The 15,540-nt window shown below is 66.2% G+C and carries 13 protein-coding genes; 7 read left to right on the plus strand and 6 right to left on the minus strand.

The features are described 5' to 3' along the window. Positions 1–74 precede the first annotated feature (74 nt). The 4 genes from ACOOHB_RS06115 (at position 75) to ACOOHB_RS06130 (ending at position 2,717) form a co-directional block, all read left to right on the plus strand. Positions 75–368, plus strand: coding sequence for a hypothetical protein (locus ACOOHB_RS06115; RefSeq protein ID WP_420443913.1), 294 nt, complete (start codon positions 75–77; stop codon positions 366–368). 472 nt (positions 369–840) lie between these two features. Beyond that, the gene (locus ACOOHB_RS06120; protein ID WP_420443914.1) at positions 841–1,380 is read left to right on the plus strand and encodes a hypothetical protein; all 540 of its coding nucleotides are present in this window, start codon (positions 841–843) and stop codon (positions 1,378–1,380) included. A gap of 141 nt (positions 1,381–1,521) precedes the next feature. After that, positions 1,522–2,496, plus strand: a complete 975-nt coding sequence (locus tag ACOOHB_RS06125; protein WP_420443915.1) for a nucleotidyltransferase domain-containing protein — start codon at positions 1,522–1,524, stop codon at positions 2,494–2,496. Next, on the plus strand, positions 2,493–2,717 hold the full coding sequence (locus ACOOHB_RS06130; protein ID WP_420443916.1) for a hypothetical protein: 225 nt from the start codon (positions 2,493–2,495) through the stop codon (positions 2,715–2,717). The genes ACOOHB_RS06125 and ACOOHB_RS06130 overlap by 4 nt, the downstream gene beginning before the upstream one ends. 80 nt (positions 2,718–2,797) lie before the next feature. Here the strand turns inward: ACOOHB_RS06130 and ACOOHB_RS06135 are convergent, their stop codons facing one another. Continuing rightward, the gene (locus tag ACOOHB_RS06135) at positions 2,798–3,721 is read right to left on the minus strand and encodes a tyrosine-type recombinase/integrase (RefSeq protein WP_420443917.1); all 924 of its coding nucleotides are present in this window, start codon (positions 3,719–3,721) and stop codon (positions 2,798–2,800) included. Between the two features lie 502 nt (positions 3,722–4,223). Then, positions 4,224–6,515 (minus strand): peroxidase family protein, encoded by a 2,292-nt coding sequence (locus ACOOHB_RS06140; RefSeq protein ID WP_420443918.1) that lies wholly within the window; start codon positions 6,513–6,515, stop codon positions 4,224–4,226. Positions 6,516–6,739: 224 nt separating this feature from the next. On the opposite strand from ACOOHB_RS06140, the gene ACOOHB_RS06145 reads away from it, so the two are divergent. Further along, positions 6,740–9,139: a CaiB/BaiF CoA transferase family protein gene (locus ACOOHB_RS06145; RefSeq protein ID WP_420443919.1), complete on the plus strand. Its 2,400-nt coding sequence runs from the start codon at positions 6,740–6,742 to the stop codon at positions 9,137–9,139. A gap of 128 nt (positions 9,140–9,267) precedes the next feature. Next, on the plus strand, positions 9,268–9,906 hold the full coding sequence (locus tag ACOOHB_RS06150; RefSeq protein ID WP_420443920.1) for a VOC family protein: 639 nt from the start codon (positions 9,268–9,270) through the stop codon (positions 9,904–9,906). A gap of 74 nt (positions 9,907–9,980) precedes the next feature. On the opposite strand, the gene ung is transcribed toward ACOOHB_RS06150, so the two are convergent. Together ung and ACOOHB_RS06160 are read right to left on the minus strand one after the other, a co-directional pair. After that, positions 9,981–10,643, minus strand: a complete 663-nt coding sequence (gene ung, locus ACOOHB_RS06155; protein ID WP_420443921.1) for a uracil-DNA glycosylase — start codon at positions 10,641–10,643, stop codon at positions 9,981–9,983. A gap of 25 nt (positions 10,644–10,668) precedes the next feature. Beyond that, positions 10,669–11,739 carry a phosphotransferase family protein gene (locus ACOOHB_RS06160; protein ID WP_420443922.1) on the minus strand — a complete coding sequence of 357 codons (1,071 nt, stop codon included), beginning with the start codon at positions 11,737–11,739 and terminating at the stop codon, positions 10,669–10,671. A gap of 174 nt (positions 11,740–11,913) precedes the next feature. On the opposite strand from ACOOHB_RS06160, the gene ACOOHB_RS06165 reads away from it, so the two are divergent. Next, positions 11,914–13,386, plus strand: coding sequence for a pyridoxal-dependent decarboxylase (locus ACOOHB_RS06165; RefSeq protein ID WP_420443923.1), 1,473 nt, complete (start codon positions 11,914–11,916; stop codon positions 13,384–13,386). On the opposite strand, the gene hisC is transcribed toward ACOOHB_RS06165, so the two are convergent. Together hisC and ACOOHB_RS06175 are read right to left on the minus strand one after the other, a co-directional pair. Next, entirely contained in the window at positions 13,383–14,474 is a 1,092-nt protein-coding gene (gene hisC / locus ACOOHB_RS06170; protein ID WP_420443924.1) for a histidinol-phosphate transaminase, read from the minus strand. The genes ACOOHB_RS06165 and hisC overlap by 4 nt on opposite strands. A gap of 75 nt (positions 14,475–14,549) precedes the next feature. Next, positions 14,550–15,437: a polysaccharide deacetylase family protein gene (locus ACOOHB_RS06175; RefSeq protein WP_420443925.1), complete on the minus strand. Its 888-nt coding sequence runs from the start codon at positions 15,435–15,437 to the stop codon at positions 14,550–14,552. Positions 15,438–15,540: the final 103 nt, after the last annotated feature.

A 15,540-nucleotide genomic window follows, 5' to 3' on the forward strand; every position in this document is an offset into this window, starting at 1 on the left:
CGAACCATATCGAGGGGGTGTCGTAGGAATGCAGCTCGACGATGGCGGGTCGCGTTGTGTCGCATACTGGGCGCATGAGCGGCACGGCGGAGTCATGGATCGTGATGGACAGCAACGGGCTCTACATCACGGGCCGCTCCTTCACGCACCGGTTCCTTTTCCGGGAGTCCCAGGGCGAATGCTGGGACCCTTACGAGGAACACTCTGGTGTCCCGAAGGACTGCTACCGCGAGTGGTGGGACCACGACGAAGCCAAAGTGTTCACGTCGCTGGACGAAGCACACAGAATCGCCAAACTCGCGACCGAAGCAGACCCAAGCGGCGCCATGTGGCACCCTCAGCCCACTACACGAGCAGGCGTCCGCTGACCTGACAGCGCCATGCATCGAGCACTGCGGGCACGGAGGATGGTTCTAGCGCTCGCATTGCCCGATCGACAGTCCTGAACCGCTGACCGAAGGTCGTCGCCCGGGACCTTCGCCGCCATCACCGTCGCTTACGTCCACACAGCACACATCCATCACCCCGACACCCAAAGCAGCCCCGGCGACACACCCTGGTGGATTCAGACCCGCCAGGACGCCGGCACCGCACCAGCCGCCCGCCGCCGAGCCAACCACTTCGGAACCATCTCCAGCTAGCGCTCCTCGACGGCACGCTGACGTGTCTGACCGGCTATGCCATCGTGTCGGTGCTCCTCAGATCAGCGGTGTTGTGCTGCCTAGATCACCGCCGGCCTGGCGCCCTAGACAGCCACTGTCGCTCTCCGCGGACCGCGAGGACTATCTGGGCAATTCAGCCATACTCGGCTCGGCATTCCCCGACCCTGGAGGCTCCAACATGACCAGCGACAAGGAAGCCGCGCGCCGTGCAAGCGCCGCGGACATCTCTGCTACCAGAGCATTCTCGCAGGCGCTTCGCTACCTCAGCGCCGTCGAACTCGCCGACCTTGCTGATGAACTGATCGCCGAAGCCGAGCGGAGCGAACGCGCGGCTGAACGAGTTGCCGAAGACGCCCCCGACGACGAAACCGCGCAAGGGGCGCGCTCGCTCGGGCAGCGTCTCGCGTTCAGCAACCGAAAACTCAGCTTCATGGCCCGGCACCGCGACATCGTGTGCAGCGATCCTGACGAGGAAACCGAGAACTACGGCCTGTTCTGCGCGCAATGCGCAGCGGCGCTCAACTCAGCTAGCGAGCACTGCTCTCGGTGCGGTACGAGTGACTACGTGTTCGCGGTCGACGCTGACCGGCACGGCTTTCCCGTCATAGCCACAAAGCCGACACGCGAGGAAGCGGATCGCTCCCTCCAAGACCTCCGCAATGCACTCCAATCCGGAGCGATCGATCCCTCAGCGCCCATTGGGGAGATCTTTCGCTAGCACTATGCGTGCCGGAGCGGTCCAGCCCCTCGATCGCCGCGTTGTCGGTTCCTAGGTGGGTTTCGCGCCTCGTGTCTTGGCCCAGGAGCATTCCTGCTCCGCTGCGTGAGGCCATGTCGCGGAGGCCGGTATCCTCGGCGTATGGGCGCGCCGACTCTTGCTGACGCTCGACGAGCGGCCGATGAGATTCTCGGCGCCGGTGTCGGCACGGTGCTGCTGTTTGGGTCCTTGGCGCGTGGCGAGCCACGGGACGGCAGCGATATCGATCTAATCGCCATTTACGACGATCTCGACTACAGCGAACGCCAAGCTCGGCGTTGCGATTTGGAAGCTCAGGCACGCCGCGCTGCGGGATGCCGGGTCGATGTGCTGGTCACGGACGCGCCAGAGTGGGTTCGGCGCACCACGGCGGTGCCGTGCTCGCTGGAAGCGCGCATCGCCCGAGACGCAGTCCGGCTGGCTGACGCAGCCCAGCACGACACCATCGACTGGGACAAGGAGATCGGGATGCCGGACAACCCCACAGCTGAGATGCAGACCCGTTTCGCCGATTTCGCCAGCGCCGTGCAGCGCTTGCAACTCCACTTGTCCCCGGAAAAGCGAGAACTCGACGCTGCTGCTGCGTCGAAGCAGGCCGATCTGGCAGCACGAGAAGACGACCGGTTCGCCTTGGCCTGCCAGGCGGCGCACCTCGTCGTGGAGACCGCCGCCAAGACCACCTACGTCACCACGCTCGGCACCGCGCCGCCCCGTAGTCACGAAATCCTCGAGCTGCTGGAGGACCAGCCCGGCACCATTCGCACCACGTTTGTCAGCCACTGCCGTGACCTCGACATCGAGCAGTTCGATAAGTGGTCCGAAGCCGGCAGGTACCGCGAAGCCCGTCCGGTGCAGCGTTACGACGATACCTACCTGCGTCGGCATGTTTCGGCGGCGAACCGCATCGCCGAGTTCGTCGACGACCACTGCAGCGATCTCGGTTTCGACCCCGGCATGATCCGCCGCTTCCGCGAAGACCTCCACGACAACATCGCCGCCCTCGATGGGTCTCTCCGCGCAGTCCCAGAGCGCCCGACTCGTCACCAAGGACGACCCGGCCGAGGACTCGGTCTATGAGGCCTGCCGAGGACTTCGACGCCGTTCTCCACGACGTGCAGAGCCGCGGCTTCCTCCCCGCCCATGACGGCCCGGACCGCGACGCACCATCTCGCCGCTACGTGCCCGCCGATCCGCTGCCGATGACGGCGAAGGAATTCGACGATCTGGTCCTCGACGTGCGAAGCCGAGGCTTCTCGCTGGGCGGTCCGCTCGGCGACTCGTCGACCGCCCCGCGCTAGCCCGGCAGCTGTCGCTCGCGCGGCTTGGCTACGAAGGCATCAGACGCTTCGGAGCCTGCGCTCCTCATTCGTTGGCGGCCTCACGATGCGTGCTCGTCGAGCACAGCTGCGACTGTTTCCGCTGACGGATTCACGTAGCGGTCGAGCGTGCGCAGCGACGCGTGCCTGGAGATGGCTCGCAGGATGGTGGCGTCGACGCCGGACTCCGCAAGGTGGGGGAGCCTGGAATGTCGCAACTGATGCAAAGTCCGGCCCCTCGATGCCGTCTTGAAGATCTCAGATGCCCGGTTGTAGCTCAGCCTGGGGCGACCGGTGAGGGCGCACACGTCGCGTGCGGACGGTCCCCGCAGCTTTCGGCTCGACAGGAACACCGGACCGGACTCGCGTCGCAGGTGATGCCAGCGCAGCACTGCGGGGAACACGCGTGCGGTGTCGGTGGACCACTGGATCGTCTCGACGCCGCCGCCCTTGCCGATCACCGTGGCGCGCTTCTTCGCGAAGTCGATGTCCTCGATGTTCAAGTTCAGAACCTCACGCGCCCGGGCGGCACTGTCGTACAGCAGCCGCCACAGCACCCGGTCCCGCACCAGGTGGTCACGGTGCTCGAACAGCGCCTGCAGCTCGTCGAGCGGGATCGGCCGCCCCTGCCGCTCGGACCGGGCACTGCGGGGCTGGCGGCGACGCCGGATGCCTGCCGCCGGCGACGCTTCGAGGATGCCGATCTCCGCGGCCCAGCCGAACATCGCCGAGATCGCCGCCAGGTGCCGGTTCACGGTCGCCGGCGCCCGCCCGGCGTACCGTTCGCGCAGGTGCCGCTCGATCGTGGCCCTCCCGATGCTGTCCAGGCGACGGTGGCCGACGTCGTCGGCGAAGGCCTCCAGGGACGCCCGGTAGGCGCGCGGGGTGTTCTCCGAGAGGTCCACGGCGGCCAAGAAATCGTCCACCAGGTCGAGAAGCGTCGTCTCAGAGCGCCGCTGAAGGCCCAGTTCGATGATGTCGCCCACCCCAGCCACGCCCGACAGTCGCAGATAACGCGCAGAAACACCCTAGCGGACGCCCCCGCAGCTGCAGGGGTTCCCGGCTGCGTGGCCACGCATAGTCGGAGACAATGGGGCATTATCCCGTGTGGACGAATACGTCAGCTGGGACGGCGTGCGTCAATGATCCTCGCCCGGCGGGGCCGCGCCAGCATCACCGGAATCACCTCCTGGGGGCTCCGCCGATCCGGCGAACAGGGCCGATCGATTCCGCTTCAAGTGGTTTCGCCGACGGCATCGGGCACCCTCACCGGAGCTGGCCAGGCGTCGAGTATCAAACACGGTGGCCAACAAACTCAGACTGGCGGAGTTCGCCGATTGGGTCACATGAGGGACCCACCAGCCAATGCCCAAAGGGAACTATTAGGGAACCAAGGCCGTGTTTCGTTCTTGACCAGTGTCTATTCGTTCCCCTTAGCTCCACTTGAGGAACCTTCGGCCTCGCCGGTGAGTAGTCGGAGTTGTTCTTCTACATCGGTTCGTAGGGGTGGGCGGAGCCCGGGACCGGCCAGCGATCCTGGGTGCTGGACGATGGCTCAGGCTTTGGGGCACCCGACTCGGTCTCGGTCGGCTCGTCAGGACCGTCGTCCTCGTCGATCTTGGCCGCGGCCGTGTGCACTTCGCTCGATGATGTGTCTCGGTAGCCGTCGGTCGCGATGTCGCGCTCACCCTCGCTCGCGATGTCGTTGCCTCGCGATGAGTTGATGAAGACGTTGTCTCCGATCTCATTGCCGATCGGCGTGTTGCGGCGAATGATGTCTGCCAGTGTCGTGGCGTCCACTTCCGCCAGCACATCGGGGTTGGCGGCGAACCACGTGTCGTTCTGATACCAGAAACGGTCACCGTCACGCAGGCGGCGGAACTGGTCAGCGATGATCGTCTGGAACGTCTCGCCGACCATGGCGCCTTCCACATGGTCCTCGGCGAGCCCGCCCGTCCAGAGGTCGACCTGGCCGACTTCGCCGTAGGCCAAGCGCAGCTTCGCCTGTACATGGGGATCAGATGAGATGTCACCGAAGCTCGTTGCCGCTGGCAGCCCGTACGCCTGGCGGGCCGCGTTGTAGGACGCCAGTCCGTGGTCGCGGCTCCGCTGGATGTTGAGCGCCGCCAGGTCCCGTCCGGGGCTGTCGGGCGGGCCGAACAGCATGTTTCGGGCCGGGTCGACCAGTTGAGTGTCGACCTGCTGGGCATGCTGTGTTGCGAGGCCACGCAGCAAGCCCGAGATGCCCTCGTCGGTCACCCGTGATGGCGCGAAGAATGCGTCGGCCAGCGAGAGCGTCCGCTCGTTGCCGTTCCCGTCAACCATGAGGAGATCGGGCGAAAGCATGGTGTGCCCCACCCGGTAGGCCGCCGTGGAGAACTCATTCGCTATGGACGCATCGACTGCTGAGTCGTAGCCGTCGTAGGAGCCGACCGAATCGGGGCCCAGCAATATCGGCAGGAATTCGTTGTAAGTGATGACCTGCATCTCAGCGCCAACGATCTTGCGCGCCATTTCGAAGATCTCCTGCCCGGCCAAGCTGGGATGGGCGGCCGCGATCAGGTCGGCCAGGCGATTGTGTTCACGGACGAACAATGTGTGCAATGCAGAAAGTCCCACCTGCTCATTCGCCCGAATATCACCTGCCGCGAACAGATCAGTGCGAGAACTTCCGGCGCCTCGGCCGCCGCTGTCATTGTCGAGTCCGAACTCGTTGAATGGCAAGAATCGGCCGTCGCTCGATGTACGGAGCTTCACCGTGCCGTCGTTGGTTCGCAGCGCCTGCGTTCGACCTAGTGACGAGCCGTAGACATTCGAGGCGTCGATGAACGACGTAACCACGTTGAGCTGCTGACGGGTGCCGCCCGCGGCAGTGTCGTGAGCCGACCGGTTGAAGGCAATCGTACGAGTCCCGGCAAATGCGGGATCGAAGACAACGTCGCCGGTCGGAACTGGGATCGGCAACGACTCTGCGGGGCGGTGCTCGGGCGTCAGGCTGATGTCGTGGTCCAAGAACTGGCCCCACTGCCACACCATGTCGGTGGCGTGGGCGGCGTTGGTGATTGACCTGGCCTGAGCTGCCACGATGTTGCTGACTGCCCTCGGCCCAGGAAGGTCCGTGGGCACATCTGAGAGCCCGACGTAATCCGCGGCTGCCAGCCGGAGGAGCTGAATGCCAGCCGAGCCAAACTCGGGATTCTCGACATTGTTGCCCCAGCCGTCGAGCGAGCGCACCCCAAACGACATGGGGTATTCGCGCAGGGCAACCGAGACGATGTCGCCAACACGCAGCCGGACCCGCACGCCGGTCCACGTCAGGACTTCCCCGTCAGAACGTGCGTCGGCCAGGTTCAGCCACACCTGCCGCAGCCGCAGCACCAGCCTGTCAGTCCTGCCGTCGATGGCAGGGGAGACAGCGAAGCGCACCGCACAGTCGGTGTCGGGCCCGTTGCATGCGACAGTGAGCTCTGTCACCGTGTGGCTGGTGCCCCCGATGGTGATTTGGTCATCCGACACGTCGCCGAGTCGGGAGCTGGCGACGAAACCGATCGCACCGGTGCTTTGGGCCACACTCAGCGATGCCGACCACAGCTCAGAGGTGGAAGCCGTCAACAACGTAGGACTGATTCGGCCGTCCTCGTCAGCTGCTGCTGCGGGCGGCGCCGTGCCCACCGCCACAAGGATCGAGGCCAGCACGGCCAGCGCGGTGCAAACGGCGACCTGCGGCCACCCGCCCCGCCACGTGCGTGGAGGATCTGCACGCTCAAATGGGCCGCTCACCGGGCCCCAGAAGCGTGTCGCATCGTCTTCGCCGCCCGCCCCCCGAAGGCGAGCCTTGAGAGTCGGGGCGAACCGATGGCACCCGGTGGCGGTTCCGATGCTGGGCAAAACACCGACGCAGAATACAGAAGGATCCTGAATTACTCATGGATATCTGTGTCTATTTCATGTGAAGCACTACCCCAGCGACGACCTCGCCGTACGCGAGTAGTTTTCGACGGCACATGACCCTGCTGTCTCCGTACCGAGTGCTCGACCTGACCGATGATCGCGGTCACTTGGCCGGATTCATCCTGGCAAGGCTTGGCGCCGAGGTCATCGCCATCGAGCCGCCGGGCGGCACCCCAGTGCGGCAGCTGGGACCGTTCGACGCGGACGGCACCTCGTTGACGCATTCTCCCTATGCCCGGGGCAAGAAATCCGTGGAGCTCGACATCACCACCCCCGATGGCGCCGAAGCGCTCCGCGGTCTCGCTGCTGGCGCCGACGCATTGCTGGAATCTGCCCCGCCTGGCCAGCTGACATCGCTGGGCCTCGGACCCGATGCACTCGCCGAGATCAACCCCGCACTCGTCATCGCTTCGATCTCGCCGTTCGGCCAGACCGGCCCCAAGGCCGACTGGGCGGCGGCCGATCTGACTGTGTGGGCATCAGGCGGCCCGATGCACCTGTGCGGCGACGAAGACCGGGCACCGCTCGGCGTGGGCGTCCCGCAGGCATTCCGTCATGCCGCTGCGCACGCTGCATCACTGGTGACGCTCGCACTGGTGGAACGCAACCAGTCCGGCTGGGGCCAGCACATCGACGTATCGGCGCAAGCCGTCGCAATGAACTCGACGATGTCGTCGGTGCTGTGCTCGCTGATCGGTGCACCCTTGACCCTGCGAGGCGGTGGAGCTGTGCGCAGCGGCGATCTCCGGCTGCGGTTCATGTACCCGGCCAGCGACGGGCACGTCTCGGTGACCCACGTGTTCGGGGCTGCAATCGGGCCGGCGACGGCTCGGCTGATGGACCTGGTGCACGAGGCGGGATTCTGCGATGCCGAGACCGCGTCGAAGGACTGGATCAGCTACGGCATGGCGCTCAGCGACGGAAGCGAGACGATCGAGAATTTCGAACGAATCAAGGAATGCGTCGCCGCATTCACGGCCTCCCGGACCAAGCAGGAGCTGTTCGCCCTCGCCAACGAGCATCGCTTGCTGCTCGCACCAGTCGCCACAACCGCCGATGTCGCAGCATCGGAGCAATTGGCCAGTCGCAGCTACTGGGATGACGTTGACGGGCAGCGTTATCCCGGGCATTGGATGAAGCCCGAACCCACCGACGGCTCGGCCGATCGGGTGCCGGCCGTCGGCGAGCACACGGCCGCTGTCCTGGCCTCGCAGCGGACACCTGCAGTGTTCGCCCCGGATGCGCCAACCAGACGTGAACGCCCGCTCGAAGGCTTGAAGGTGCTCGACTTCATGTGGGCAGTAGCCGGGCCCACGTTCTCGCGGATCCTCGCCGATGCAGGGGCAACCGTGATCCGGGTCGAGTCATCAGTCCGCCTCGACGCGTGCCGTACCTTCCTGCCGTTCATCAACAACGACCCTGGGCCCGAGAACAGCGCCCTGTTCAACAACATGAATGCGGGCAAACTCGGCATCACGCTGAATCCGGGCACTCCAGCCGGCCTCGAAGTCGCCCACGACCTGATCCGCTGGGCCGACGTGGTGTGCGAGGCCTACACGCCCAGGGCCATGCGTTCTTGGGGTCTCGACTACGACAACGTGCGCGAGATCAACCCATCGGTCGTCATGCTGTCGACCTGCCTGTTCGGCCAGAGCGGGCCGCTTGCCAACTTTGCGGGGTACGGCAACCTTTCGGGCGCAATGGCTGGGTTCTACAACATCACGGGCTGGGGTGATCGCGCCCCGGTCGGGCCCTATGGCGCCATCACCGACTACACCTCGCCGCATCCAGCACTGGCCAGCCTGCTCGCAGCCGTCGATCATCAACGCCGGACCGGTGAGGGCCACTACATCGACTTCTCCCAGGCGGAGGCGTCGATTCACTTCATTGCGCCCGCCATGCTCGAGTACTTGCGAAATGGCACTGTCGTGGAAGGGCGGGGTAACTCCAGCGAGCACGCCTGCCCGCACGGTGTCTTTCCCGCAGCCGGGGACGACCGGTGGGTCGCCGTGGTCGCGCAAGATGACGACGCATGGGCTGCGCTCGCCCGCCTTGTCGGCTGCGATGACCTGGCGACGCTGCCGGTCGGCGACCGACTCGAACGACGGCCAGAACTTGAGGCCGCCCTCGCCGCATGGACGAGCAAACTCGATGAAGCAGAGGTGGAACGGCAGTGCCAGGACGCCGGTGTGGCTGCGCACCGGGTGCAGAACAGCCCCGAACTGGCAATCGACCCCCAGATCACCCACCGGCGTCACTGGGTTGAGGTTCCCCACTCGACGCATGGCTCGACGATCATCGAAGCGCCCCGGTTCACCATGTCGCGCAGTCGAGTGTGGCCAGAGGTCGCTGCGCCCGCTCTCGGAGAGCACCTCTACGAAGTCCTGACCGAGCATCTCGATTACGACGCTGAGCGCGTTGCCGAGTTGGCCGCCGCCGAGGCATTCGACTAGCCCAGCGGCAGTGCGATCCTTCTGTGTGCAGAAATGCTGGCTGAGGCGGCATTTCTGCGCAAAGTCCGCGCCGGTCGGCCTGGTCTGGCGCTTATGCCGCCTCTCCGCACAGCCTCTAACATGCGTGCATGGCAGCAATCGATCACATCGTCGTCGCAGCACCCGACCTTGAGGCGGGCACCGCGGCCGTGGAAGCACTCGTCGGCATGCGTGCGGCGCCCGGTGGGCCCCATCCGGGCGTCGGCACCCGCAACACGCTCATGTCGCTCGGCGACGACGTCTATCTGGAGATCATCGCGCCCGACCCAGAACAGCCCGCCCCGGCCAATCCGCGGCCGTTCGGGATCGACAGCCTGAGCGGGCCGAAGCTCGTGACGTTCGCCGTGCATGCGTCGGACGGCGAGACCATTGACGACGTGGTGGCGGCAATGCGCGTCTGCGGCGAGGACCCCGGCGAGATCATCTCGATGAGCCGCGTCAAGCCCGACGGCGAGGAGCTCCACTGGTCGCTCACCCTGTCCCCCGCCGGTCTTGCCGAGGGGGCCGGCCTGGCCCCGTTCGTCATCGAATGGGGCGACACCACCCATCCCGCCACCGTGACGCCGACCGGTTGCACCCTGGTCTCGCTGGCCGGAACGCACCCCGACCCCGATCACATCCGAGCACTGCACGCCGCGATCGGCATCGACGTCGACGTGAACGCAGGCGACAGCGTCAGCCTCGAAGCGACACTCGACACACCCAACGGCCGAGTCACGCTGCGCTGAGCCCGGGGGGCGATCAGCGCCCGTCCGGTCAACAACCCTTGGCCCTGCACCGGGCGCATGGCGTCCAGCGCTGACTAGTCGTCCGCGCGCCAGTCGACGGGCTGACGTCCGGCGGCCACGAGGGCGGCATTCGCACGGCTGAACGGCCGGCTGCCGAAGAACCCGTTGTGGGCGCTGAGCGGCGACGGATGGGCCGATTCGATGACCACGTGCCGGGTCAGGACGAGCGCCTTCTTGCGGCGGGCGAACGCTCCCCACAGGATGAACACGACCCGCTCGGGCTTTGCGCTCACAGCACGGATCACCTCGTCGGTGAACGTCTCCCAGCCAGCCGACCGATGCGAAGCCGCCTGGCGGGCACGCACCGTGAGAAACGCATTGAGCAGCAGCACACCCTGGCGCGCCCACCCCTCCAAATTGCCGTGCGACGGCGGCTCGATGCCGAGGTCGTCGCGCAACTCGACGAAGATGTTCTGCAACGACGGCGGCTGCGGGATGCCATGCGGCACCGAGAAACACAGCCCGTGCGCCTGGCGGGGGCCGTGATAGGGGTCCTGACCGAGGATCAGCACCTTGACCTCTGCGAACGGCGTCAAGTGCAGCGCCGCGAACACCTGGTCGTGGGGCGGAAACACGGCGCCTTGAGCACGCTCGTCGGCCACGTATTGCTGCAGGATCGGCCAGTAGGGCTTTTCGAACTCGCCCCGCAGGATCGGGTTCCAGTCGGTGCGTGTCATCGCCTGCCTGCAGCGATCCGCAGCCCTAGGAGATTGCCGCCGCCGCCGCAGCGGACAGCTCGATGCCGCGCCCGATGCGGGCCCGGTACAGGTCCAAGTCGACGTCATCGGAGGGCTTCTGGCCGCGCATGTACCGGGCATAGACGCCGTGGATGATGCACGCCGATTTCCAATGGTTGAAGCTGACGTAGTACGCCAAGTCCGACAGGTCGGCTCCCGTGCGTTCCTCGTAACGCTCAATGATGTCGGCACGGCTGACGAACCCGTCCACCAGGGTCGGCGGATCCGAGCCCTCCAGGATGTCGTCGCTCGGCTCGGTCCAGCCGTTCAGCGCGTATGCGAAGTCCGCCAGCGGGTCGCCGAGCGTCGAGATCTCCCAATCCAACACTGCCTGCAATTCGCCGCCGGGGTTGAACAGGCAGTTGTGCAGGCCGTAGTCGCCATGCACGACGCGCGCCGGACCCTGCTCTGGTTTGCGTTCCAAGAGGAAGTCGTGCAGTTCGTGGACGACGGGAGTGTCGTAGGTTGCCGCTTCCGCCGAAGCCGTCCACGACCGGTACCAGGTGCGAACCTGACGCCCGACGTAGTCCACCTTCTTGCCGAGATCGCCCAGGCCGACATCGTCGGGATCCACCGAGTGCAGCGCTGAAAGCACGTCCATGAACGACGTGCCGACATGTGCCCTGCCTTCGGCGCTCAGGTGCTCGCGGGCATCGGCAGATTCGAACAGGGGCCTGCCTTCGACATAACTCATCACGTAGAAGTGAGCACCGGTCACATCGGGACTTTCGCAGTAGCCGTATGCAATGGCGACCGGCACATCGGTGGATCCCAGGCCGCTGATGATCGTGAACTCACGCCCCATGTCGTGGGCCTTGGGCAGCAGCTCCCCCATCGGCGGGCGGCGCACGACCGCAGTGGTGCCATCGGCGGCGGTTAGCTTGTAGGTGAGGTTGCTGTGGCCGCCCTCGAGCTGAGTCCACGTGAACGGCGGCTCAAGCCCGTCGACGTTGGCGTCGATCCATGCCTCCACCGCGGGCACGTCGTACCCAACGACCTTGCTCACCGCCGTGCCGCCTGTCGCCCCGTCGGTCATCTCGCCTCCCCTTGTACCCGGCGAGCGCCCGCCGATGTGCAGGCTGGCGCAGTTCGCACACACTATGGCAACCGGCGGCGCCCGCTGCGGGCTGTGCACACCCGCGCCGAGGGCTGCACCGGCACCGCGAATCCGCGACGAATCGCTGCGGCGACGACCGGTAGCGTCGGCGCCATGGACTCGACCGTGCCAGATCTGCCTGCAGAGCTGACGTCGCCTCCTCCGCACATGACACCGGACGAATTCCGGCGCCACGGCCGGGAAGTCATCGACTGGATTGCCGACTACTGGGAGCGCATCGAGTCATTGCCGGTGGCGTCGACCGTCGCGCCGGGCGACATCCGAGCGATGCTGCCCGACGCCGCCCCCGAAGAGGCCGAGCCGTTCGAGAACCTGCTCGCCGATCTGGACCGCGTGGTGCTTCCGGGCGTCACGCACTGGCAGCATCCGGGCTGGTTCGCCTATTTCCCGGCGAACAATTCCCCGCCATCGGTGCTGGCCGACACGGTGTCGGCAGGGCTCGGGCTGATCGGCCTGCTGTGGTCGGCCTCGCCGGCGATGACCGAGATCGAGAGCCACGTGCTCGACTGGCTGGTGGATCTGCTGAACCTTCCGGGCCACTGGAAGACCACGTCGACCGGAGGCGGCGTGCTGCAGGGCAGTGCGTCCGACGCGACTCATGTCGCCCTGGTCGCGGCCCGCCACCGTGCGAGCGCCCGCAGCGGTCTGCCCGCCACCCAGATGGTGGCCTTCACCTCGGCACAGGCACACAGCTCGGTGGAGAAGGGCGCCAACATTGCGGGCTTCGGCGTGGTGCGCCTCATCGAGACCGACGAACGGCGGGCAATGCGACCCGACGCTTTGCGAGCTGCGATTGAGGCCGACGCAGCCGCAGGTCTCGTGCCGGCGTTCGTCGGCTCGACCGTTGGCACTACCGGCACCACCGCTGTCGACCCGGTGCGGGCCATTTCCGCCATCGCCATCGAGCACGAGCTGTGGCATCACGTTGACGCTGCGTATGCGGGCACGGCCATGATCTGCCCCGAATTCCGTCACCACCAGGACGGCATCGAGCTGGTCGACAGCTACGTGTTCAACCCTCACAAGTGGATGATGGTCAACTTCGACTGCTCGGCGTTCTACGTGGCGGAGCGGGAGGCGCTCACTGAGGCGCTGTCGATTGACCCGCCGTACCTGCGCAACGCCCAGAGCGATGCCGGCAACGTGATCGATTACCGCAACTGGCAGGTGCCGCTGGGTCGCCGCTTCCGAGCGCTCAAGTTGTGGTGGGTTCTGCGCAGCTACGGTGCCGCAGCATTGCGACAGATGGTGCGCCACCACGTCGCCATGGCCCAGGAATTGGCGCAACGACTCGACGACGACCCTCGCTTCGAGATCGTGGCGCCGCACCCGTTCTCGCTGGTGTGCTTCCGCTGCAGTCCCGCCGACGAGTCCGAGACTTCACAGGAAGTCGCGGACCGCGCCACCGACGCGGTTGGCGCGGCGGTGAACGACAGCGGCGTCGCCTACCTGACCCCCTCCAAGCTGGACGGCCACAGCATCATCCGTGTGGCGATCGGTCAGTCCCGCACCGATCGGTCGCACCTGGACCTGCTCTGGAAGACGATCAGCGAGGCCGCCGTCTAGCTGGCAGGTTCGAACGTGCCCAAGGCGGCCAGCACCCGGTTGTTCTGTTGCGGAGTGCCCAGGCTGATCCGCACGCCTTCGCCTTCGAACGGGCGGGTCACCAGGCCTTGCTTCTCCAGCCGGACGAACAGGTCCATGGCTCCAGCTCCGACCGGCAGGTAGACGAAGTTGGCTTGGCTCGGCACGACGGGCCATCCCTGCTCGCCCATCGCAGCGCTGACGCGTTCACGCTCCGCCAAGATCCCTGCGACTCGTTCGGCCAGCTCCGCTGCGGCCTGCGGCTCCAGCGATGCCAGCGCCGCGTCCTGAGCGATCCCGCTCACGATGAACGGCAGCGCCACTTTGTCGAGCGCGCCGATGACACCCGGGTGGCCGACGCCATAGCCGACACGCAGGTTGGCAAGGCCGTATGCCTTGGAGAACGTGCGCAGCACCAACGCATTCGGGTGCTCGGGCACGATGGCCTCAATGGGATCGGCCACCGCAGGATCGGTGACGAACTCCCGGTATGCCTCATCAACCACCACGATGATGTCGTCGGGCACGGCTGCGAGCAGGCGTCGCAGTTCCGCAGTCGAACAGACCGTGCCGGTCGGGTTGTTGGGGGTCGAGAGGATCACGATCTTGGTGGCGTCGGTGACCGCTGCGGCGACGGCGTCGAGGTCGAAGGCATGGTCGACGAGCGGAACCGTCACAGCCCGAGCCGCCGACACTGCGCAGAACACCGGATGGACCTCGAACGAGCGCCACGGATACACCACCTCGTCGCCGGGATCGACGTACGAGGCAAACAGCTGCTGGAGCACGCCCACCGAACCCGAGCCGACGGTGACCTGATCGAGCCCGACGCGGTGCCTGTCGGCCAGCGCTTCCCGTACCTCCATGCAGCGATGGTCGGGATAGCGGTTCATGCCCAGCGCAGCCTCGGCGACCGCTTTGGCCACCGAGGGAAGCGGGTCGTTGGCGTTCTCGTTGGAAGCCAGCTTGACGGCTTCGGTCAGGTCATGCTCGGCCTCGGCCTGCGCGGCCGAGCGACCCGGCTTGTATTCCGGCAGCCCCTCTACAGCCGTCCTCGGTCGTCCGATCATGCGCTGGCGCTCCTGGTTCTCGGCGCGGCCCCGGCACGCCGCACTGCCCGGCGGCAAGTTACCGGGCGGAACTGTTTACAAGCGGCGGTTCGCCTGGTCCCCCGGCTTGGCGGCCGCCCGAAACTCGTCAGCAACAGCGGCCATGGTGGCGAACGTCACGCTGGGCTGGGACGCCATGTGGTCGATGAGCCGTTCGAGCATCAGCATGCGGCTGCCCCGTCCTATGCACTGGGGATGCATCGTAAGCACGAACACCCCGCTGCCGACCCGGTCACAGAGGTAATCGAACTCAGCCGACCACACGTCATAGACGTGATCGGGGGTGCGCAGCCCTTGCACCGTGGGACCGTCGTAGCTGAAGTACGGCCAGTCGTCGAGGATCCAGTCGAACGGCAGCTGAACGAGGTCCACCTCACCGCCGAATTGGTGCGGACCGACGGTGGTAGGCACGTCGCCCAGCCGGCACCACGTGGGCGCGTAGTCGTTGCGGGCCATGGAGGAGTCGTAGGAGAAGCCGTGCTCGATGAGCAGGCCGATCCAGCGGTCCCCACAGTTACCGCCCGGCACTCGGTGCCCGACCGGCGTACTGCCCGAGAGCCGTTCGAGGCAGTCCATGGAGCGCGTCAGGATGGCCCGCTCGTCGGCTTCATCCCGCTTCGATGAGGGAGCCTCGTGGCAGTAGCCGTGATAGCCCACCTCGTGCCCGTCCGAAACCACCCGGGCGCACACGTCGCCGAAGGTGTCGATGGTGTGGCCGGGGATGAACCACGTGGAGGGAAGGCTGCGCTCATCGAGCAGGTCGAGCAGCCGGTGCGCGCCGATCGTGGAGAATTCCCCGCGGGCGGTCAGGTTCGGCGATCTTGAACCTCGTGGCCCCGTCCAGATTGAGATCGCATCAAAGTCGAAGCTCAGGCAGACCGTTACACGGGAATCTGGGGCATCGGGTGGTCGTTCGGGGCTCATCTGCGGACCCTACTGAACCTCCATCAGCGCCTGCCACGTCCGCATGCGTCGCATCCTCCGCCGGCGGGCCCCATGTGGCCAAGCTGCCGGGCGATACCGTGAC

The organism is Candidatus Poriferisodalis sp. (assembly GCF_965215815.1).
Lineage (GTDB): Bacteria > Actinomycetota > Acidimicrobiia > Acidimicrobiales > Poriferisodalaceae > Poriferisodalis.

Bases quoted from the DNA above. Each gene is read 5' to 3' on its own strand.
- ACOOHB_RS06115 (WP_420443913.1), top strand. From the start codon at position 75: ATGAGCGGCACGGCGGAGTCATGGATCGTGATGGACAGCAACGGGCTC.
- ACOOHB_RS06125 (WP_420443915.1), top strand. From the start codon at position 1,522: ATGGGCGCGCCGACTCTTGCTGACGCTCGACGAGCGGCCGATGAGATT.
- ACOOHB_RS06150 (WP_420443920.1), top strand. From the start codon at position 9,268: ATGGCAGCAATCGATCACATCGTCGTCGCAGCACCCGACCTTGAGGCG.
- ACOOHB_RS06165 (WP_420443923.1), top strand. From the start codon at position 11,914: ATGGACTCGACCGTGCCAGATCTGCCTGCAGAGCTGACGTCGCCTCCT.
- ung (WP_420443921.1), bottom strand. From the start codon at position 10,643: ATGACACGCACCGACTGGAACCCGATCCTGCGGGGCGAGTTCGAAAAG.
- ACOOHB_RS06160 (WP_420443922.1), bottom strand. From the start codon at position 11,739: ATGACCGACGGGGCGACAGGCGGCACGGCGGTGAGCAAGGTCGTTGGG.
- ACOOHB_RS06175 (WP_420443925.1), bottom strand. From the start codon at position 15,437: ATGAGCCCCGAACGACCACCCGATGCCCCAGATTCCCGTGTAACGGTC.
- hisC (WP_420443924.1), bottom strand. From the start codon at position 14,474: ATGATCGGACGACCGAGGACGGCTGTAGAGGGGCTGCCGGAATACAAG.
- ACOOHB_RS06130 (WP_420443916.1), top strand. From the start codon at position 2,493: ATGAGGCCTGCCGAGGACTTCGACGCCGTTCTCCACGACGTGCAGAGC.
- ACOOHB_RS06120 (WP_420443914.1), top strand. From the start codon at position 841: ATGACCAGCGACAAGGAAGCCGCGCGCCGTGCAAGCGCCGCGGACATC.
- ACOOHB_RS06145 (WP_420443919.1), top strand. From the start codon at position 6,740: ATGACCCTGCTGTCTCCGTACCGAGTGCTCGACCTGACCGATGATCGC.